Here is a 19022-nt window from a genome sequence, read left to right on the forward strand (position 1 = left end):
GGGATCGCCGGCCGACGATGCGACTAGGACGTCGGTGTTTGACTGCAACTGCCAATGTCCGGAATGCTTTGGGGCAGATTATTCGCCTTCGTATCAAAGATGATAGTGAGGCCCTGATCGAGAATTTGCAATTTTAGCTCCTCGAAATGCCGTTTGAAGCCGCTCTCGATTTGGCTCCTGGGATAGTGCCATCCTTTCCTGCATGCCCGGTTCAGGAGGTCGGAATACAGCCGCACGCTCTCTCTTCTCACAGCGTCTTCCGAGACCAGAATGCGCAGACCGTGCGCGCCTTCCGACATGCTCGGCCCTGTTGACAGAGCCAGCAATTGCGCTGCGGCCAAAACAGACAGCTTTCTCATCACGCGCCTCCGATCCGAACCAGATCAGGGGTCCGACCGATCTGGAGGCCACCCCATTGACGAAGGCTAAAGTCGTCGACCGTCAGGCGGTATCGTGCAGATGCAGTGTTTTCCGCGTCGCATTTGTAGTATTTTCGGGGCAGTCAGTAGACCTCGGCATTTCAGCACCACCTTGCATGGGGTAGCGATTTGCAGTTTCGCGTCGAGGACAATCCTCTCACCGGTCTGTCGGATCGGGAGCGGCTGGTTGCGGCAAAATTCGCCGAGGGGATGACCTATCGCGAAATCAGCGAGGCGCTTTTTATTGCGCCTACCACCGTCCGCACGCATCTGTCGGCGATTTATCGGAAACTCGGGGTTGGCAGCAAAATGGCGCTGGCGATCTTGCTTGCCGACCACCGAGAGCAAGACAGCGTCGACATACGAACCGGTGGCCCCACGGTAGAAGGCACCGGCCCACCCATTGTCGCCGTCATCCCGTTCGACAATTTAAGCGGCGAAGAGCGTTGGACGCGTCTCGCCGATGGTTTGTCGGCTGATATGATGGCCGATCTCGCCCGTTACCGCGACCTTGCAGTGGTCGCGCGCCAGACCATGCTTTCCTACAAGGGGCGGCACGATGACATCCGATCGATCGGGCGGGAGCTGAACGCTGACTACTTGCTCGAGGGAACCTTACAGGCAGCAGGGTCCCGGCTGCGCATCAGCGTGCAGTTGGTCGATGCGCGAACAGGCGTAGATTTATGGACTGCTCGGTACGATCGGTTGGTGGAGGACCTGTTTGAGGTGCAGGATACTGTCACCGAAAACGTCGTGAATGTGCTCGCCAACTGTTGCGGCAAGTTTGCAAGACTTCGGACGGACATCGTCAGACGAAAGCCGCCCGCTAACTTGCAGGCATATGACGACTACCTGCTTGGTGTCGAGCAGCACAATCTCTACACCCGCGCGTCGCATGAGGAGGCAGTTCAGCTTCTTTCGCGAGCTGTCGATCTTGACAAGGATCTTGCCAGAGGCTGGACAGTTTTGGGGATGGCATACAGCGTCGGCGCCATCAATGCGTTCACAGACGATCCAAGCGCTGCCATTGAACATTCGATACTTTGTCTGGAACGAGCGTTGACGCTTGACGCAGGCGATACCCATGCTCGCATATGTCTGGCAGGACTCCGAGCCGCCCAGGTCGATCTCGACGCCACCGCAAGAGAATACGATCTTGCCTTGGCGTTCGCACCAAACGATGCCGATACCTTGGCTCTGCTAGCAGGAGAAAGAACGTTCGTTGCCGGCGATCCGAGAGCTGGATACGAGCTGGCGAGGCGAGCGATACGGCTCAATCCCCATGTTTCCTGGTACTACAGCATGCTGGGCCGATCGACATTTGTCGTCGGGCTCTACAGAGAGTGCTTGGCGGCTTTGACTCAGGCGCCGCCGGACTCGCCGGCCACACTGTTGTTCCTAACGATGGCCCATGCGATGCAAGGCGAGATGGCCCAGGCAGCAAAATTTGCCACCCGCCTCGCAAACAAATCTCCCGATTTTACCGTCGAGGGATTCATCAGTGCCTGGCCCGTCATCAATCCTCCAGCGCTTGTCGCAATTCGCGACGGTGCCCGTCGCGCGGGTTTGCTTGGACCTTAAGCAGCGGCTAATTCCGGCCAGATTGCCGGGACTTGCAACACCCAGTTGCCTTGATCAAGTGTCTTCTACCTGCCTCCCAGATTCTGTGGTATGCAGATGCTGTAGTGCCACAAGGGAGGAGCGGATATTCTGCTCTGTGGTTCAAGGGCGCATGCCGGCGAAAGTACCAGCACGCGCAGATCGTCCAAGACGATCAGAGGGGAGATGCCATGCGCGCAGCTGCGTTTTTCGCCGTCGTGTCCGTTGCGACCTTCATCACAAGTCCATCGCAGGCACAGGATGCCGCGGCTGGCGAGAAGGTCTTCACCAAATGCAAGGCCTGCCACGTTGCAGACGAGGATAAGAACAAGATCGGTCCATCGCTGCACGGCGTTATCGGCCGGACGGCCGGCACGCATCCGGATTACAAATATTCTGAAGCCATGATTGCGGCCGGCAAATCGGGCGTCGTGTGGGACGAACCGACGCTGACGACCTACCTTCACGATCCCAAGGGCATGGTCAAAGGTTCGAAGATGGCGTTTCCCGGCCTCAAGAAGGACGAAGACGTCGCCAATGTCATCGCCTACCTGAAGCAATTCTCCAAGTAACCTGGCTCTGCCGCCGGCCGTTCGTCCGGCTAGTTCCATCGGTGGTCGTCTAAAATGTCGACTAGGGAAAGCCGCCTCAAGGATACCGGCATCCGCCTCTCGGAAGCGACGGCTGGTGATTTCTTCGCGCTTTTGAAACCACGGGTCATGGCGCTTGCCGTTTTTACCGCTTTCGTTGGTCTGATGGTGGCGCCCGGCGTGATGAATCCGGTCATCGCCGTGATCGCAATCGTGGCAATTGCGGTTGGAGCGGGAGCGGCCGGGGCGCTCAACATGTGGTACGATGCCGATATTGACGCGCTGATGTCGCGCACGTCAAAGCGGCCGATCCCGTCAGGCCGCGTCATGCCAGGCGAAGCTCTTTGCTTCGGCCTGGTGCTTTCCGCACTTTCGGTCATGACACTTGGCGTGCTGGTGGATTGGCTTGCTGCATCGCTGCTGGCCTTCACCATCTTCTTCTACGTTGTCATCTATACGATGTGGCTGAAACGCTCGACGCCGCAGAATATCGTCATAGGCGGCGCCGCAGGCGCGCTTCCTCCGGTGATCGGATGGGTGGCGGCCACTGGCGCCATCGGGATTGAAAGCCTCATCCTGTTTCTGATCATTTTCCTGTGGACGCCGCCGCATTTCTGGGCGCTCGCGCTGTTCAAGACCGGCGACTATGCTGCAGCTGGCATCCCTATGATGCCGAACGTGGCCGGCCAGGCTTCGACCAGAACACAAATCTTCGCCTATTCACTGCTTCTGGCGCCAATCGGCGTGCTGCCTTGGGCGTTCGGATTCGCAAGCGGATTTTACGGGGTTGTTTCGACCATATTGGGCGCGGGCTTCATCTGGCATGCCTGGAAAGTCCTGGTCACCCCCGACAAGGAAATGAAACTCGCAAAGGCGCTGTTTGCCTACTCGATTTTCTATCTCTTCGCGATCTTTGCCATGCTGCTTGCCGACACCATTGCAATGCGCGCGGTCACGTCAGCCGGAAATTGACGGCAAGACCGGTGTTGTCGGATTGTCTGCCGTGGAGGCGACTGGTCGGCTGCTGCACTGGAGGAATTGCACCCCAAGGCAGATCAAACGTCACAATGGCAGTGCACAGAATCCCAGGATCAGCAGAGCGACGACGCCAAGGCCGAGTATGAGAACCGTCTTTCCGTCCATGACCTTCACCTTCGACTGGAGAGGATATCGAAGAAGGGCCTGCAGAGCCAGCCTGACTGCCGGAGCCTGTTCCGACAAAGGGCGACAAATCCCATGTAATAGAGTATGTTGATCATGGTGCAGGTCGCGGTTTTGCGTGGCCACTTACGCAAAACGGCAGCACCGTGAAACCGCGACCTTACCGGACCTGATCTGGAGGAACGGGCATGACAAGTTTTCACGTGATAGCAGGCGCCAGCGAGACGCTGGAACATACCAAAATTCGAAAAATCGGAGTTTCCGACCTTTTTGACGCGCTCAGGCGTGGCGTCGCCGATTTCATGGTGAAACCATCGCATATCGTTTTTCTCTGCCTGATCTACCCGCTTGTCGGCGTCGTGCTCGCTGCCTGGACATCGGGCGCCAATGCGTTGCCTTTGTTGTTTCCGCTGGTCTCCGGTTTTGCGCTGATCGGTCCGTTCGCGGCAATCGGCCTCTATGAGATCAGCCGCAGACGCGAAGCCGGCCTCGACGCCTCCTGGAACCACGCCTTCGAGATCAGGAATTCTCCGGCGCTGCCGGCCATCGCGGCGGTCGGGATTATGCTGTTGGCGATCTTCATCGCCTGGCTTTTGACCGCGCAGCTGTTTTACCAGCAGTTGTTCGGCCCGGCCCCGCCGGAATCGATATCCGGCTTCATCAATGAAGTATTCGCCACCGGGCGCGGCTGGACGCTGATCATTCTCGGTCACGCGATCGGCTTCGTCTTTGCCGCGGTCGTGCTGTGCACCACGGTCGTCGCTTTCCCGCTCTTGCTCGACCGCGACGTCGGCGCCTACGAAGCCATCCACACCTCGGTGCGTGTGGTTCTGGCGAACCCGATCGCGATGGCTGTCTGGGGACTGATTGTCGCCGTCGCCCTGATCATCGGCTCGCTGCCGGTGTTTGCGGGGCTGGCGATCGTGTTGCCGATCCTCGGCCACGCCACCTGGCATGTCTACCGCAAGGTTGTGGAATCGCCGTCGCCCGCCAAACCGGCGAGTTGAGGAAATCCTGCCTTCCGACACCGGCTCGCGCCGGTGCCGGAAGTTGATCAGAGCTTTCAGTAGGCCGGGTGGCTGAAGCGGGCTTGGCGCGCGTCCTTGGTCAGGTCGCGGAAATCCTTGCCGCTTACATGCACCAGCGTCCTGTGGTCGCCGCCCTCAAAATAGATGTCGGCGGCGGCACCCAGGCTCTCATCGAGGATGACAGGCACATCGTAGGCCGCACCGATCGGCGGTACGGCGCCGATATCGCAATCAGCGAAGAGTGAAACCACCTCGTCTTCGGAGGCGAGACCAAGACGCCTGTCCATGACGTCCTGCAATGCGCCGAGTTCGATCCTGTGCGTACTGGGAACCACGGCCAGCGCATAGCCAAGTTCGTGGTGAACGACCACCGATTTGGCCATGATGCTGCCCGGCACATGCGCCGCGATGGCGGACTGCCGGGTTGTGGATGTGCGATGATGCGCGACGGTGTCGTAGGAAATTCCCTTGCCGTCGATATAGTCCTTCAGCCTGTTTGCGATGGTCATCTTGGGCCTCCCTTGCCGGAGTTCGCGACTCGCGGAGAAACGAGGGCAATCATTCTCCTGATGTCCGCTTCCGATACCTGGAAAATGGTCCAGTCGCCGGTTGTTTCAAGGCAACCGACCAGCAAACAGCGCACTCAACTGAAGCTGCCGCTGCAGAAACTCATCGAGCTTCAAATGTCAGGGCCCGGCCCCGAAGAACACCAGCCGGGTGAAAAGCGTGTAGTCCGCTTCGAAGACCATCATTGCCACGAACACCAGCACCAGAACCGGCGGCAGGATGATCGCATAGGTCAGCGCCAGCCGCTCCCAGGCCATGTGCATGAAGAAGGCGACGATCAGCCCCGCCTTGAGGATCATGAAGATCAGGATCAGCGACCATCTGAGATAGCCGTGGAGGCCGAAATAATCGACCATATAGGAGCAGGCGCTGAGGACGAACAGCCATGCCCAGACCACCAGATAGAGCTTGATCGGGTGTTCCTGGTGAACGTCGGTATGGGCGACGCCGGTCGCTGGCGCTTCATGCGCGTGTCCAGCGTGAAGGGTGTGTTGCCCCAGGCCGTTTGCGGTTGCTTCAGCCATATCTGCCTCTCACCAAAGATAGAAAAATGCGAAAATGAACACCCAGACCAGATCGACGAAATGCCAGTAGAGCCCCATGATCTCGACGCTCTCGTAGTGACCCTTGCGGCTGGTGAAGAAGCCGCGCCGTTCGGTGTCGTAATCTCCGCGCCAGACCTTTCGCGCCACGATGATCAGGAAGATCACCCCGATCGTCACATGCGTGCCGTGGAAGCCGGTGATCATGAAGAAAGACGAACCGAACTGCGCTGCGCCCCATGGATTGCCCCAGGGCCGTACCCCTTCGCTGATCAGCTTGGTCCATTCGAAGGCTTGCATGCCGACAAAGGTCGCGCCCAGCACTGCTGTCAGAAGCATGAGGATTGCCGTCTTGCGGCGGTCGCGGCGATAGCCGAAATTGACCGCCATGGCCATCGTGCCGCTGCTGGAGATCAGCACGAAGGTCATGATGGCGATCAGGATCAGCGGAACATTCGAGCCGCCTATGTGCAGCGCAAAGACCTCGCTCGGGTTGGGCCACGGCACGCGTGTCGACATGCGTGCGGTCATGTAGGAGAGCAGGAAGCAGCCGAAGATGAAGGTGTCGCTGAGCAGGAAGATCCACATCATGGCCTTGCCCCAGGACACGTTCTTGAACGCCCGCTGATCCGAGGACCAGTCGGCGGCGATGCCTTGCCAGCCGGCAGGCCGCGGCTCCGTTTGGCCGACATGCGTCACTGTCGTCTCTGCCATGCTCCCAGACCTCCTAGGTCAGTAACTGTCGGCAAATGTCGATAAAGGTTGCGGCCCAGCCGGCCAGAAGAGCGAAGATGGCGAGCCAGACGAAAAGCAGGAAATGCCAGTACATGGTGCACAGTTCGACGCTGAGGCGAAGCCGCTCCGGCCGTGCTCCGTTCCAGGCGGCGGCGATTGTCCTGCCCAGGCCCACCAGCCCCCCCACTATGTGCAGGCCATGCATCCCGGTTATCAGGTAGAAAAAACTGTTGGCCGGATTGGAGGTCAGCAAATAGCCGTCGGCGGTCAGTTCCCGCCATGCCACAAGCTGTCCAATCAGGAAGGCGACCGCGGTGAGCCCAGCTGTCACCAGGCCGAGCCTGACCGTGTCCATCCGGCCTTTGCGTGCCGCGACCGAGGCGCATTGCAGCGCAATGCTGCTCAAGACCAGAACGCCGGTGTTGAGCCAGAGCAGGCGCGGCCCCGGAAGCGGCTGCCAGTCCGACAGCGCCATGCGCATGAAGTAGGCGCTGGTGAACAGCGCAAACAGGGAGCCGACGACGGCGAGGAAGACGCCGAGACCGATCTTGGCGGTCGGCAGCGCCGATCGGTCCAGGGCGATAAAATCGCCGAGCAACCCTTGCTCGAGCCATGGCTTTCCCATCAGCCGCTGATGGGAAAGCCACCATCCGGCAATGCCGGCGACCACGAGCATGAAAACCAGAACGACGCTCATGCCGGCTCCCTGGAGGGGCCGAAATTGCCCGGCACGTTTTGCGGGATAAAGTCCTCCTTGGCGCCCGGCACGCTGTAGTCGTAGGCCCAGCGATAGACGATCGGCAGCTCCTTGCCGAAATTGCCGTGGGCCGGCGGTGTTTCGGACGTCTGCCATTCGAGCGTCGTGGCGCGCCACGGATTGCCGCCGGCCTCACGGCCATGACGGATGCTCCAGATCAGATTGAACAGGAACACGATCTGAGCAAAGCCGACGATGAACGCCATGATGCTGATGAACGAGTTCAGGTGATGGGCTGACTCCGTCATGATCGTTATATCGGTGAGTTCGTTGTAGCGCCGCGGCACGCCCATCAGGCCGATGTAGTGCATGGGGAAGAAAATCAGGTAGGCGCCGAGGAACGTGACCCAGAAATGGAACTGGCCAAGCGTCTCGTTCAGCATCCGGCCGGTGACCTTCGGGTACCAGTGGTAGATCGCTCCGAAGATCACGGTGATCGGGGCGACGCCCATGACCATATGGAAATGGGCGACGACGAACATCGTGTCCGACAGTGGAACGTCGACGACGACGTTGCCGAGAAACAGCCCGGTCAGTCCGCCATTGACGAAGGTGACGATGAAGGCCATGGCAAAAAGCATCGGTATGGTGAGATGAATGTCGCCGCGCCACAGCGTCAGCACCCAATTGTAGACCTTGATCGCGGTCGGGATAGCGATGATCAATGTCGTGGTGGCGAAGAAGAAGCCGAAATAGGGGTGCATACCGCTGACATACATGTGGTGCGCCCAGACCACGAAGCTCAGCGCGCCAATGCCGACGATGGCCCAGACCATCATCCGGTAGCCGAAGATGTTCTTGCGCGCATGGGTGCTGATCAGGTCGGATACGATACCGAAGGCCGGCAGCGCCACGATGTAGACCTCGGGGTGGCCGAAAAACCAGAACAGATGCTGGAACAGGATCGGGCTGCCGCCGCCGTGCTGCAATTGTTGGCCCATCTCGACGACCGCCGGCATGAAGAAGCTGGTGCCGAGCAGGCGGTCAAACAACATCATCACGCAGGCGACGAACAGCGCCGGGAAGGCGAGCAGCGCCATGACGGTCGCGGTGAAGATACCCCAGACAGTCAGCGGCAGACGCATCAGCGTCATGCCGCGCGTGCGGCCCTGCAGCACCGTCACGACATAGTTCAAGCCGCCCATGGTGAAGCCGATGATGAACAGGATCAGCGAGACGAGCATCAGGATGATGCCCCAGTCCTGTCCGCCAGGTGTGCCGGTCATGATGGCTTGCGGCGGGTACAGCGTCCAGCCGGCACCGGTCGGTCCGCCGGGTGCAAAGAAACTCGACACCAGAACCAGTACGGCAAGCAGGTAGATCCAGTAGCTCAGCATGTTGACATAGGGGAAAACCATGTCGCGCGCGCCGACCATCAGCGGGATCAGGTAGTTGCCGAAGCCGCCGAGGAAGAGGGCCGTGAGCAGGTAGATCACCATGATCATGCCGTGCATGGTGATGAATTGGTAGTAGGCTTCCGGGGTGATGAAGTCGAACGTGCTGGGGAAGCCGAGTTGCAGCCGCATCAGCCAGGACAACACCAGCGCGACCATGCCGATCCCGATCGCCGTCGCCGAATACTGGATGGCGATGACCTTGGCATCCTGCGAGAAGACGTATTTCGTCCACCAACTGTGCGGATGGTAGAGATCCATTTCCGCGACTTCAGCCGGCGGGACGGCATCTGCAGGCGTGATATCGACCATAGGAACACCTCCGTGCCCTTTCAGCGAGCTTCGACGGTTTCGAGCTTTGCTGTTATTTCGAGAGCCGGCGCCGTCGTCTGTCCCGGCATCTCATTTGCCGAGCCAGTCTGCTGGGGTGCCGACAATTGCGCGAAAGTCTGCTGCTGGTCGAGCCAGGCCACATAGTCCTGCTCAGTGTCGACCATGACGATGCCATTCATCATCGGATGCCCCTGTCCGCAAAGCTCGGCACACAGGACCTGGAAGGTTCCGGTTTTGGTCGGGGTGAACCAGAAATAGGTGACCGAGCCCGGGATCATGTCCATCTTGGCGCGGAATTCAGGGACGTAGAAATCGTGCAGCACATCGATCGAGCGCAGCAGCATCTTGACCGGCTTGCCGACCGGCAGATGCAGGTCGGCCGCTTCGACCACGACATCGTCCTGGCCGTTGGGATCGCTGTCGATGACGCCCAGCGGATTTTCAGCGGTGACGTTTCGGGTGTCGGACGTGCCGAGCTTGCCGTCCTTGCCGGGCAAGCGGAAACTCCACTGCCATTGCTGGCCAACGACTTCGACCACGGTTGCGTCGCTCGGAACGTTGACGAACTGGCTCCAGACAAACAGGCCGGGAACCAGCATGGCGGTGACACCCACTCCGGTGACGATCGTCAGCCACCATTCAAGCCGCTTGTTCTCCGGCTCATAGGCCGCCTTATTCCCTTCCCGATGACGGAAGCGGAACACGCAATAGGCCATGAATAGCACAACAGCGGCGAAGACGACGCCGGTGATCCAGAAAGTGATAATGATGGTGTGGTCGATATAGTCCCAGTTTGAGGCAATCGGCGTCCACCACCATGGGCTCAGGAAGTGGAACAACACTGAGCCCACGACTATCAAAACGAGTACAAGCGCGATGGCCATGTCCCGTTCCTCCCTGGTATTCCAAGGGGCGCTAAGCCGTCCCGGGAAATACCAAGTCCATCATGCGTGATTTGCGATCGAAATTCTAGAGCCGGCTGTGGAAGGGGCAAAAAATCGCTTTTTTGCGGCCGCGGACCTGCGGCACCAGTGCTCAACCTATCAGCAGCAGGCCCTTCATGCTGGTGTTGCCGTTCTTGCCGATGATGATGTGGTCGTGGATGGCGCAGCCGAGCGGCTTGGCGGTGTCGACGATCAGCCTGGTCATCTCGACGTGGGCTCGTGCCGACGCCTATAGGAGGCTGTGCATCAATATACTTGAGATAAAATTTCTTTGGAAAGCAATGATCAGTGCGTATGATCGGTTTCAGGATCCAAGTCGAACTGCGCGGCCCTCATGAACAAAATCGATATCCACAAACGCAAGGACACTGACGAACGCGCGACCGCGACCAGCCTTTTGCGCCTCGGCACACGGCTAAAACTTGCCCGGCAGACGCGTGGCCTGACTTTGAAGGCGCTCGCCGCCGCCGCCAACTGCTCTGAAAGCCTGCTTTCGAAGGTCGAGAACGGCAAGGTATCGCCGTCGCTTCCCATGCTTCACAGGCTTGTCGAGGTGCTCGGCACGAATATTGGCTGGATGTTCGAGGAGTCCGACGGCGAGGAAGGCATCGTCTTCCGGGCTGGAGCGCGACCGTTGATCACACTTGATCCGCTTCGGCGCGGGGAGGGCATTTCGCTCGAGCGTGTCATACCATATTCACCGGGTCATCTCCTCCAATGCAACATTCATCACATCGAGGCGGGCGGTGAAAGTGCTGGCCCGATCCAGCATGCCGGCGAGGAAGTCGGCTATGTCCTCGAAGGGTTCATCGAACTGATGGTCGGTGAAAAGACGTTTCGGCTGTCTGCCGGCGATTCCTTCGTTTTCAATTCCGAACTGCCGCACTGGTACCGCAATGTCGGCGGTGAACGCGCCAGCATTTTCTGGGTGAACACGCCAGCCACATTCTGATCTGGCGAACCCCTCGTTTCCCTTCGCGGATGCTAATTCAAGTCACTTGACAAGAAATCAAGTATCTTGAAATATGCTGGTGCGCTCAGGCGCCAGGTGAGCCCGATCAAGGGCCTTTTCCGCAAAACCAAGGGGAACCGGAATGCGTCTTACCAAAATTCTTTCAGGCTGCGCGGCAGCCATAGCCATGACCCTCGCCCTCGGCTCTGCCTCCGCCATGGCCGAGACCTATGCGCTCGTCACCATCAACCAGCAGGCTCTGTTCTTCAACCAGATCAATGACGGTGCGACGGCTGCTGCCAAGGCTGCCGGCGTCGACCTCGTTATCTTCAACGCCAACAATGTGCCGAGCGCGCAAAACGACGCGATCGAGAACTACATTACCCAGAAGGTCGACGGCATCATTCTCGTCGCCATCGACGTCAACGGTGTGAAACCGGCGATCACCGCGGCCAAGGCCGCCGGCATTCCAGTGATTGCCATCGACGCGCAAATCCCGGAAGGCGACAACGTCGCTTTCGTCGGTGTCGACAACACCAAGGCCGGCGAGGATATCGGCAAGTTCTATGCCGAATACGTCAAGACCAATATGAGCGGCACCGCCAAGATCGGTGTCGTCGGCGCGCTCAATTCGTTCATCCAGAACCAGCGCCTCGATGGCTTCAAGAAAGCCGTCACCGACAGCGGCCAGAAGGTCACATTCCTCGATACGGTCGACGGTCAGAATGTGCAGGACGTCGCACTGTCCGCCTCCGAAAACCTGATGACCGCCAATCCCGACATGACGACGCTTTACGCGACCGGCGAGCCCGCTCTGCTTGGCGCGGTTTCCGCCGTCACCAGCCAGAGCCGTATCGGCGACGTCAAGGTGTTCGGGTGGGACTTGACCAAGTCAGCGATGCAGGGTCTCGAAGAAGGCTGGGTGATCGCAGTCGTCCAGCAGGATCCGGCCGGTGAGGGCAAGGCTGCCATCGAAGCCTTCGTCAAGCTCAAGAAGGGCGAGAAGATCGAGCCCATCATCAATGTTCCGATCACCATCGTGACCAAGGAAAATGTTGGCCAGTTCAAGGACATGTTCAAGTAAGATCTCCCAAGACCGCCGGGCTGCGCATCGACCCGAGAGTTGCTTGCGCAGCCCGGCGACCGATTGAACTTGTCGCCCAGAGAACTGGAACCATGATGAGCGATGGCGAGACCTACCGCGTCAGTATGACCGGTATTTCCAAACGGTACGGCCCTATCCAGACGCTGGACGATGTCTCGCTGAGCCTGAAGCCAGGCGAAGTGCTCGGCCTGGTCGGCGACAACGGCGCCGGCAAATCCACCTTGAGCAAGGTTCTGTCCGGTGCGGTCATTCCGGATTCCGGCACCATCGAGATCGATGGCAAGGTCGTAGCCTTTTCCTCACCGGCCGATGCCCGCGCCGCACGTGTGGAGATGGTCTACCAGGACCTTTCGCTCTGCGACACGGTGGATGTGGCGGGAAATCTCTTCCTCGGCCGCGAGCCGCGCCGCCACGTTCTCGGCGTCCCCTTTCTCGACAACAAGCGCATGCATTACGAGACGCGCCAGATGCTCGACCGGCTCGGCATCGTCATTGCCGATACCAAGCTCAAGGTCGAAAACCTCTCCGGAGGCCAGCGCCAGTCGATCGCCATCGGCCGCGCCGCCTCCTTCGATCCGTCGGTGCTGATCATGGACGAACCGACGGCCGCGCTTGCGGTGGCGGAAGTCGAGGCGGTTCTGGAGCTCATCCGTGCCGTCAGCGCCCGCGGCGTCAGCGTCATCCTCATCACCCATCGGCTGCAGGATCTGTTCCTGGTCTGCGACCGCATCCAGGTCATGTACGAAGGCCGCAATGTCGCCGAACGCAAGATCGGCGACACCAGCATCGAGGAGGTCGTCAACCTGATCGTCGGCCGCAAATTCACGGCGCGTTCTGCGCGCGCTAGCCGCGATGAGGGGGCGCAGCCATGAACGTCACTCCATCGCCCAGGGATATTAGCGCTTCGCCGCCCAAACGCGCCCACAACGGCACGTGGAAGGATGTCGCGATAGCCAATGGCAGCGTCGTCTCGATTGCGCTGTTCTTCCTGGTCGTCTGCGTGGTCTTTTCGCTGATCACCGGCTCCTTCCTGACGACGCCCAATCTGCTCAACATCGTGCGCCAGTCGGCGCCACTGCTGATCGTTGCGGCCGCCATGACCTTCGTCATCACCACGGGCGGCATCGACCTCTCGGTTGGATCCGTGTTGGCGCTGACGGCTACGCTGTCGGCCGTCTTGCTGCAGGCTGGCCTGCCGTGGCCGCTCGTCGTCATCGCCATGTTGGCGCTCGGCGCGGCGATCGGCGCCCTGCAGGGCTTCTTCATCGCCTATGAGCGGATACCGGCCTTCATCGTCACGCTTGCCGGACTTTCCGTCATCCGCGGCGTGGCGCTGCTGATCACCGGCGGCTATTCGATCCCGGTCGAGCCGACGAGCTTCTTTGTCAACATCGGCAGGGCTTGGTTTCTCGGTGTTCCGGTGCCGGCACTGCTTGCTCTTGTTGTTCTGATCATCGCCTATCTCGCTTTCAACCAGACGCCGTTCGGCCGCTATGTCACCGGTATCGGCGCCAATGCCGAGGCCGTGCGCCGCGCCGGTGTCGATACGCGCTTCATGACGCTCTTCGTCTATATTCTCTCGGGTATGGCGGCGGCCGTGGCCGGCATCATTCTCGCCGCCCGGCTCGGCTCCGGCTCGTCCAATGCCGGCCAGGGTTTCGAGCTCGATGTCATCGCCGCCGTGGTGCTTGGCGGTACCAGCCTGTTCGGCGGGCGCGGTACGATCATCGGCACGGTGCTCGGCGCGTTGACCGTCGCGGTCATCGGCAACGGCCTGATCCTCGCGCATATGTCGCCGTTCCTCACGCCGATCGTCACCGGCACCATCATCCTCGTTGCCATCTGGCTGAATTTCCGCCTGTTCAAGGGCGCAACGCGGGGCCGCTGACATGGATCATCTGTTCGACGACAAGCCGAGGGAACGGGCGCCGATCGGCGTTCACTCCGGCACCTTGATGACCGTCACGGGTCCGGTTGCGATCGCCGACATGGGCGTGACGCTGATGCATGAGCACATCCTGCTCGATGGCGCGACATCGTGGAAATGTCCTTGCCATCCCGACGAGAAGAAGATCGCCGAACAGCCGGTCAGCATGGAGATCATCGGCGAGTTGCGGATGAACCCCTATATGAACCGCGACAACGTCTCGCTCGACGACAGCGACCTGGCGCTTTCGGAACTGGCGAAGTATCGGGCGCTCGGCGGTCACACCGTGGTCGATGCAACCAATATTGGCATTGGCCGCGATCCGGTGAAGCTGGCGCGCATCGCCCGTGCCTCCGAACTGCGCATCGTCATGGGCACAGGCTTCTACCTGCAGCACACCCACCCCGACTGGTTGAAGGCAATGGACGTCGACGACGTCACCGAATTCCTGGTCAACGATGTCGGCGGCGGGGCGACGCAGCCCGGAATAATGGCCGGCATCATCGGCGAGGTCGGCGTCAGCAAGGATTTCACCGACGAGGAGCGCAAGTCGCTGCGGGCTTCGGCCCGTGCGGCGAAAATCACCGGCGTGCCGCTGACCATCCATCTGCCCGGCTGGGAACGGCTGGCCCATGACGTGCTCGACGTGGTGGAGGCGGAAGGTGCGGATCTCCGGCATACGGTGCTGTGCCATATGAACCCGAGCCACAACGATCTCACCTACCAGAAAAGCCTCGCTGCCCGCGGCGCCTTCCTGGAATACGACATGATCGGCATGGATTTCTATTATGCCGACCAGGATGCGCAATCGCCTTCCGACGAGCAGAATGCTCAGGCGATCCGCTCGCTGATCGACATGGGTCTGGTCGACCGGATTCTTCTGTCGCAGGACGTCTTTCTGAAGATCATGCTGACGCGCTTTGGCGGCTTCGGCTACAGCTTCATCCTCAAGCATTTCGTGCCGCGACTGAAACGCCATGGTGTCGAGCAGTCGGCGATCGACCGCATGCTCGTCGACAATCCAAAGACCGTGTTCGCCGCGAGCCTCTAGGCCGCAGATCAATTCGACATAGGGAGTAAACATGTCCAGGAAGAAGGTTCTTCTCGCAGGTGAATCCTGGGTTTCGACCGCGACCCACATCAAGGGCTTCGATCAGTTTCCGACCGTGACTTATCACACCGGTGCTGATGAACTTTTGGCTGCGCTGAAGGACAGTGCGTTCGACGTCACCTTCATGCCGGCGCATGAGGCGCAGCGGAATTTCCCCCAGACCATGGAAGCGCTTTCGGCCTATGACGCGGTTGTGCTTTCCGATCTTGGCGCCAATACGCTGCTGCTTCACCCCGACACCTGGATCCACTCCAAACCGACCCCGAACCGGCTGCGCCTGTTGCGCGACTATGTCGGCAATGGCGGTGGCCTGCTTATGTTCGGCGGCTACTACAGTTTCCAGGGCATCAATGGCGGGGCGCGCTACCACAAGACGCCGGTCGAAGACGTTCTGCCGGTTACTTGCCTGCCGGTGGACGACCGCGTCGAGGTTCCGGAGGGCTATGCGCCAGTCGTTGTCGGCCCGCAGAGCCATCCGATTCTAAGGGGTCTGGGCAAGGATTGGCCGATCCTGCTCGGCTTCAACGAGGTTGTCGTCAAGGACGGAGCGGACGTTCTCGCCACCGTGTCTTCTGACTACCGTTCCCTGCCGCTGCTGGTGACCGGCAAATATGGCAAGGGCCGCACCGTCGCCTGGACCTCGGATGTCGGGCCGCACTGGCTGCCGCCGGGCTTTATCGCCTGGAGCGGCTACAAGACGCTGTTCGAACAGATGCTGGGCTGGGCAACGGCTGGGGATTAGCCATGCGCGTCCATGTCTTCGGCAATATCTGCGTCGATACGACGTTTCGGCTGGACCGGTTTCCGCAACCAGGCGAGACGCTGAACGCATCCAGCCATGCCGATGGACTTGGCGGCAAGGGTGCGAACCAGGCGGTTGCCGCGGCGCGCACCGGAGCCGATGTTCGTTTCCGTGCGGCGATCGGCAACGATGCCGCCGGATCATGGATAAGGGAACAATTGAGCCGCGATCTCGACGCCGGTCATTTGACGACGTTGTCGCTGCAGAGCGACCGTTCGACGATCATGGTCGATGCGCGGGGCGAGAACCTCATCGTCACCGGCGCCAGTTGCGCTGCCGCCTTCGATCCGCTCGCTGACACTGGTTTCGCGCGGTCGATCGAACGCGGCGACATCATGGTGATTCAGGGCAATCTTCATCCCGATGTAACGACTGCCTGCCTGCGGGCGGCGCGCGGCGCGGGAGCCATGACGATCTTCAATCCGAGCCCGCTCGCGGCCGGCTTTGCACCGCCTTTGAGCGCCGTCAGCCTCGCTATCGCCAATGCGGGCGAGGCGGCGCAACTGACCGGAGCCAGCGATCCTGCCGAGGCAGCCCGCGAACTGATCCGTCAAGGCGCCGACACCGCAATTGTGACGCTTGGCGCGCATGGCTGCCTGGTCGCCGATGGCGAAGGAAGCGTCGACCGGATCGCGGCGCCCAAGGTGACCGTGGTAGACACCAGCGGTGCGGGTGACGTCTTTTGCGGCTGCCTCGCCGGTTGCCTCGCGCACGGCATGGTCCTCGCCACGGCAGCCCGGATCGCGGTACGCGCCGCTGCCATCTCGGTCGGACGCGCCGGCACGCTCGGTTCCTGCCCCGACGGGCGGGAGATGAAAATGCTCATGGAAACGACGGAAGCGGAAACCGCATGACAAAATCCCCCAAACCAGTCGGCTCCAAACCAATCGGTCAGGTCACGAATGATGCGCTGCAGTCGATCTTCGGCAGAAGCAAGGTGGTGATCGGCGTCATTCACCTCGCGCCCCTGCCGGGCGCGCCGCGCTACAATGGCGAGGCAATCGAGGCCGTCTATCAACGCGGCCTCGACGACGCCAGAGCCTATCTACAAGGCGGCTGCGACGGCGTGATCGTCGAAAACCACGGCGACGTGCCGTTTGCCAAACCGGATGATATCGGGCCGGAAACGTCGGCCTATATGTCCGTCGTTTCCGACCGCATCCGCCGCGACCTCGGCCGGCCGATCGGCATCAACGTACTCGCCAACGCTGCTATTCCTGCGCTGTCGATCGCCAGCGCCTCTGGTGCTTCGTTCGTCCGCGTCAACCAATGGGCCAACGCCTATGTCGCCAATGAGGGCCTGATCGAAGGCGAGGCGGCGCGCGCCATGCGGTTCCGGGCCAAACTTCGGGCCAACGGCATCCGTATCTTCGCCGATGCCCATGTCAAGCATGGCGCCCATGCGATCGTCGGCGACCGGCCGGTCGAGGAACAGGTCAGGGATCTGGTGTTCTTCGATGCCGATGCGGTGATCGCCACCGGCCAGCGCACCGGCCACGCCGCTGACCTCGGCTACATCAGGATGATCAAGGAAGCCGCAGGATTGCCGACGCTTGTTGGCAGTGGCGTTACGCCCGAGAACGCCAACGACATTCTCGACATCGTCGACGGCGTCATCGTCGCCAGCTCGCTGAAACATGACGGCGTCTGGTGGAACCAGGTCGATCCGCAACGGGTGAAGGCCTTCATCCGCGGCCTCAAACGGTGACTTTGGTGCCGGAGATCGACGGCGAGCGGCTGCTCGGGCGGCTCGACGCGTTCGCCCGGATCGGCGCCACACCGGCCGGAGGTGTCAACCGGCAGGCGTTAAGCGTCGAGGATCGCAGCGCCCGGCGCCTGCTGGCGGAACTGGCGCTCGAGCGCGGCTTCGCGGTTTCTCAGGACGGCATGGCGAACCTCTTCATCCGCCGCGAGGGCTCGGATGCCATGCTGCCGCCGCTGCTGATCGGAAGCCATCTTGACAGCCAGCCGACCGGAGGGCGCTTCGATGGGGCGCTCGGCACGCTTTCCGCCTTCGAAGCACTCGAAGCGCTGGAGGACGCGAAGGCTGAAACCACAATGCCGATCGAGGTCGTCGCCTGGACCAATGAAGAGGGCAGCCGCTTCGCGCCGGGCGTCATGGGCTCCATGGCCTTCACTGGTGCGGATATTGCCGCATGGAAATCCATCGTCGGCAGCGACGGCGCGTCCCTCGCAAGCGAGCTCGAAGCCACGCTCACCGCCTTGCCGGAGGCAACCCTTCGTCCGATCGGCATGCCAATATCCGGCTATATCGAGCTTCACATCGAACAGGGACCGTCGCTGGAAAAGGAGCGGATGCCGATCGGTGTCGTTACCGCCGTCCAGGGCACACGTTGGCTGGAAGTCTCCATTCAAGGCGCTGCGGGTCACGCCGGTACGACCGGCCTCGCCTACCGCAGGGATCCGATGGTCGCCGCCGTCGCCGCGATGCACAGGCTGCAGACGACGATCATGCCGCTCGACACCAATGCGCGGCTGACGGTGGGGCGGATCGCCGCCCAGCCGGGATCGATCAACGCCATACCGCAATCCGTGACCTTTACCGTCGACCTCAGGCATCCTCAGCCGGAGCAGTTGGATGCCATCGAGGCCGAGCTGCGCCGGGTCTGCGCGGCGGAAGCCGAGGCCCAGGACTGCACGGCAACGATCAGGCGGTCGTTCGACATGCCCGGAGCGGCGTTTTCGCCCGACATGGTCAAAATCGTCGAGGACGCCGCCACCTCGTTGCAACTGCCGCACAAGCAGATGATTTCAGGCGCATTCCATGATGCGCTGTTCATCGCCCGCCTGGCGCCGGCGGCGATGATCTTCGTGCCGTGCCGTGACGGGCTTAGCCACAATGAGGCGGAATATGTGGAACCTGCCGACGCGATCACCGGCGCGCGGGTCCTGTTGCAGGCGGCCATCGCGGCTGCCTCGCCACGTGACCTGCCTGGTGAGGCGCCTGACCCCGTGGCCCGATAAACAGGCACGGCGCCTCATTTACATCCGCGCCTTGAACGCTAAGCTTCTCCAGCTACTTCATCCAAAGCCCT

At 60.8% G+C, this 19022-nt stretch carries 20 protein-coding genes and 1 pseudogene; 13 read left to right on the forward strand and 8 right to left on the reverse strand.

Annotation, left to right across the window (positions count from 1 at the left end):
• Positions 1-23: 23 nt before the first annotated feature.
• Positions 24-359, reverse strand: a complete 336-nt coding sequence (locus LHFGNBLO_RS21315; protein WP_258601324.1) for a hypothetical protein — start codon at positions 357-359, stop codon at positions 24-26.
• Between the two features lie 189 nt (positions 360-548).
• Here LHFGNBLO_RS21315 and LHFGNBLO_RS21320 point away from each other — a divergent pair, with 189 nt between their 5' ends.
• The 4 genes from LHFGNBLO_RS21320 (at position 549) to LHFGNBLO_RS21335 (ending at position 4776) form a co-directional block, all read left to right on the forward strand.
• Positions 549-2000 carry a LuxR C-terminal-related transcriptional regulator gene (locus LHFGNBLO_RS21320; protein WP_258601326.1) on the forward strand — a complete coding sequence of 484 codons (1452 nt, stop codon included), beginning with the start codon at positions 549-551 and terminating at the stop codon, positions 1998-2000.
• 209 nt (positions 2001-2209) lie between these two features.
• Positions 2210-2590 (forward strand): c-type cytochrome, encoded by a 381-nt coding sequence (locus LHFGNBLO_RS21325; protein WP_258601327.1) that lies wholly within the window; start codon positions 2210-2212, stop codon positions 2588-2590.
• 54 nt (positions 2591-2644) lie between these two features.
• Positions 2645-3580 (forward strand): heme o synthase, encoded by a 936-nt coding sequence (gene cyoE / locus LHFGNBLO_RS21330; RefSeq protein ID WP_258601328.1) that lies wholly within the window; start codon positions 2645-2647, stop codon positions 3578-3580.
• A 377-nt stretch (positions 3581-3957) separates the two neighbouring features.
• On the forward strand, positions 3958-4776 hold the full coding sequence (locus LHFGNBLO_RS21335; protein WP_258601329.1) for a DUF2189 domain-containing protein: 819 nt from the start codon (positions 3958-3960) through the stop codon (positions 4774-4776).
• A gap of 56 nt (positions 4777-4832) precedes the next feature.
• On the opposite strand, the gene LHFGNBLO_RS21340 is transcribed toward LHFGNBLO_RS21335, so the two are convergent.
• From LHFGNBLO_RS21340 to LHFGNBLO_RS21370, 7 genes and pseudogenes are all read right to left on the reverse strand, one after another.
• Complete coding sequence (locus LHFGNBLO_RS21340) at positions 4833-5306, reverse strand: aminoacyl-tRNA deacylase (protein WP_258601330.1); 474 nt, start codon at positions 5304-5306, stop codon at positions 4833-4835.
• A gap of 177 nt (positions 5307-5483) precedes the next feature.
• Positions 5484-5888 (reverse strand): cytochrome C oxidase subunit IV family protein, encoded by a 405-nt coding sequence (locus tag LHFGNBLO_RS21345; protein WP_258601331.1) that lies wholly within the window; start codon positions 5886-5888, stop codon positions 5484-5486.
• 9 nt (positions 5889-5897) lie between these two features.
• Entirely contained in the window at positions 5898-6620 is a 723-nt protein-coding gene (locus LHFGNBLO_RS21350) for a heme-copper oxidase subunit III family protein (protein WP_258601332.1), read from the reverse strand.
• 13 nt (positions 6621-6633) lie between these two features.
• Complete coding sequence (locus tag LHFGNBLO_RS21355; RefSeq protein WP_258601333.1) at positions 6634-7338, reverse strand: cytochrome c oxidase subunit 3; 705 nt, start codon at positions 7336-7338, stop codon at positions 6634-6636.
• Positions 7335-9104: a cytochrome c oxidase subunit I gene (locus LHFGNBLO_RS21360; protein WP_258601335.1), complete on the reverse strand. Its 1770-nt coding sequence runs from the start codon at positions 9102-9104 to the stop codon at positions 7335-7337. Before LHFGNBLO_RS21360 ends, LHFGNBLO_RS21355 begins: the two co-directional genes overlap by 4 nt.
• Positions 9105-9124: 20 nt before the next feature.
• Positions 9125-10009: a cytochrome c oxidase subunit II gene (locus LHFGNBLO_RS21365; protein WP_258601337.1), complete on the reverse strand. Its 885-nt coding sequence runs from the start codon at positions 10007-10009 to the stop codon at positions 9125-9127.
• A 151-nt stretch (positions 10010-10160) separates the two neighbouring features.
• Positions 10161-10292 (reverse strand): annotated as a pseudogene (locus LHFGNBLO_RS21370) (JAB domain-containing protein); the annotation flags it as partial.
• A 111-nt stretch (positions 10293-10403) separates the two neighbouring features.
• Between LHFGNBLO_RS21370 and LHFGNBLO_RS21375 the strand changes: the two are divergent.
• The 9 genes from LHFGNBLO_RS21375 (at position 10404) to LHFGNBLO_RS21415 (ending at position 18951) form a co-directional block, all read left to right on the forward strand.
• Complete coding sequence (locus LHFGNBLO_RS21375) at positions 10404-11021, forward strand: cupin domain-containing protein (RefSeq protein WP_258601338.1); 618 nt, start codon at positions 10404-10406, stop codon at positions 11019-11021.
• Between the two features lie 142 nt (positions 11022-11163).
• Positions 11164-12105 carry a substrate-binding domain-containing protein gene (locus LHFGNBLO_RS21380; RefSeq protein WP_258601339.1) on the forward strand — a complete coding sequence of 314 codons (942 nt, stop codon included), beginning with the start codon at positions 11164-11166 and terminating at the stop codon, positions 12103-12105.
• 92 nt (positions 12106-12197) lie between these two features.
• Positions 12198-12998, forward strand: a complete 801-nt coding sequence (locus LHFGNBLO_RS21385) for an ATP-binding cassette domain-containing protein (RefSeq protein WP_413774639.1) — start codon at positions 12198-12200, stop codon at positions 12996-12998.
• Positions 12995-14014 (forward strand): ABC transporter permease, encoded by a 1020-nt coding sequence (locus tag LHFGNBLO_RS21390; protein WP_258601340.1) that lies wholly within the window; start codon positions 12995-12997, stop codon positions 14012-14014. Before LHFGNBLO_RS21385 ends, LHFGNBLO_RS21390 begins: the two co-directional genes overlap by 4 nt.
• A 1-nt stretch (position 14015) precedes the next feature.
• Positions 14016-15104 (forward strand): phosphotriesterase, encoded by a 1089-nt coding sequence (locus LHFGNBLO_RS21395; protein WP_258601341.1) that lies wholly within the window; start codon positions 14016-14018, stop codon positions 15102-15104.
• Between the two features lie 31 nt (positions 15105-15135).
• On the forward strand, positions 15136-15906 hold the full coding sequence (locus LHFGNBLO_RS21400; protein ID WP_258601342.1) for a glutamine amidotransferase: 771 nt from the start codon (positions 15136-15138) through the stop codon (positions 15904-15906).
• Positions 15907-15908: 2 nt separating this feature from the next.
• Positions 15909-16820: a ribokinase gene (locus LHFGNBLO_RS21405; RefSeq protein WP_258601343.1), complete on the forward strand. Its 912-nt coding sequence runs from the start codon at positions 15909-15911 to the stop codon at positions 16818-16820.
• On the forward strand, positions 16817-17674 hold the full coding sequence (locus LHFGNBLO_RS21410; protein WP_258601344.1) for a BtpA/SgcQ family protein: 858 nt from the start codon (positions 16817-16819) through the stop codon (positions 17672-17674). Before LHFGNBLO_RS21405 ends, LHFGNBLO_RS21410 begins: the two co-directional genes overlap by 4 nt.
• Complete coding sequence (locus LHFGNBLO_RS21415) at positions 17671-18951, forward strand: Zn-dependent hydrolase (RefSeq protein WP_258601345.1); 1281 nt, start codon at positions 17671-17673, stop codon at positions 18949-18951. The genes LHFGNBLO_RS21410 and LHFGNBLO_RS21415 overlap by 4 nt, the downstream gene beginning before the upstream one ends.
• Positions 18952-19022 lie beyond the last annotated feature (71 nt).

It is taken from the genome of Mesorhizobium sp. AR10 (assembly GCF_024746795.1).
In the GTDB taxonomy this organism is placed as follows: domain Bacteria; phylum Pseudomonadota; class Alphaproteobacteria; order Rhizobiales; family Rhizobiaceae; genus Mesorhizobium.

Bases quoted from the DNA above. Each gene is read 5' to 3' on its own strand.
- LHFGNBLO_RS21315 (WP_258601324.1), bottom strand. From the start codon at position 359: ATGAGAAAGCTGTCTGTTTTGGCCGCAGCGCAATTGCTGGCTCTGTCA.
- LHFGNBLO_RS21325 (WP_258601327.1), top strand. From the start codon at position 2,210: ATGCGCGCAGCTGCGTTTTTCGCCGTCGTGTCCGTTGCGACCTTCATC.
- cyoE (WP_258601328.1), top strand. From the start codon at position 2,645: ATGTCGACTAGGGAAAGCCGCCTCAAGGATACCGGCATCCGCCTCTCG.
- LHFGNBLO_RS21335 (WP_258601329.1), top strand. From the start codon at position 3,958: ATGACAAGTTTTCACGTGATAGCAGGCGCCAGCGAGACGCTGGAACAT.
- LHFGNBLO_RS21340 (WP_258601330.1), bottom strand. From the start codon at position 5,306: ATGACCATCGCAAACAGGCTGAAGGACTATATCGACGGCAAGGGAATT.
- LHFGNBLO_RS21345 (WP_258601331.1), bottom strand. From the start codon at position 5,888: ATGGCTGAAGCAACCGCAAACGGCCTGGGGCAACACACCCTTCACGCT.
- LHFGNBLO_RS21350 (WP_258601332.1), bottom strand. From the start codon at position 6,620: ATGGCAGAGACGACAGTGACGCATGTCGGCCAAACGGAGCCGCGGCCT.
- LHFGNBLO_RS21355 (WP_258601333.1), bottom strand. From the start codon at position 7,338: ATGAGCGTCGTTCTGGTTTTCATGCTCGTGGTCGCCGGCATTGCCGGA.
- LHFGNBLO_RS21360 (WP_258601335.1), bottom strand. From the start codon at position 9,104: ATGGTCGATATCACGCCTGCAGATGCCGTCCCGCCGGCTGAAGTCGCG.
- LHFGNBLO_RS21365 (WP_258601337.1), bottom strand. From the start codon at position 10,009: ATGGCCATCGCGCTTGTACTCGTTTTGATAGTCGTGGGCTCAGTGTTG.
- LHFGNBLO_RS21375 (WP_258601338.1), top strand. From the start codon at position 10,404: ATGAACAAAATCGATATCCACAAACGCAAGGACACTGACGAACGCGCG.
- LHFGNBLO_RS21380 (WP_258601339.1), top strand. From the start codon at position 11,164: ATGCGTCTTACCAAAATTCTTTCAGGCTGCGCGGCAGCCATAGCCATG.
- LHFGNBLO_RS21385 (WP_413774639.1), top strand. From the start codon at position 12,198: ATGATGAGCGATGGCGAGACCTACCGCGTCAGTATGACCGGTATTTCC.
- LHFGNBLO_RS21390 (WP_258601340.1), top strand. From the start codon at position 12,995: ATGAACGTCACTCCATCGCCCAGGGATATTAGCGCTTCGCCGCCCAAA.
- LHFGNBLO_RS21395 (WP_258601341.1), top strand. From the start codon at position 14,016: ATGGATCATCTGTTCGACGACAAGCCGAGGGAACGGGCGCCGATCGGC.
- LHFGNBLO_RS21400 (WP_258601342.1), top strand. From the start codon at position 15,136: ATGTCCAGGAAGAAGGTTCTTCTCGCAGGTGAATCCTGGGTTTCGACC.
- LHFGNBLO_RS21405 (WP_258601343.1), top strand. From the start codon at position 15,909: ATGCGCGTCCATGTCTTCGGCAATATCTGCGTCGATACGACGTTTCGG.
- LHFGNBLO_RS21410 (WP_258601344.1), top strand. From the start codon at position 16,817: ATGACAAAATCCCCCAAACCAGTCGGCTCCAAACCAATCGGTCAGGTC.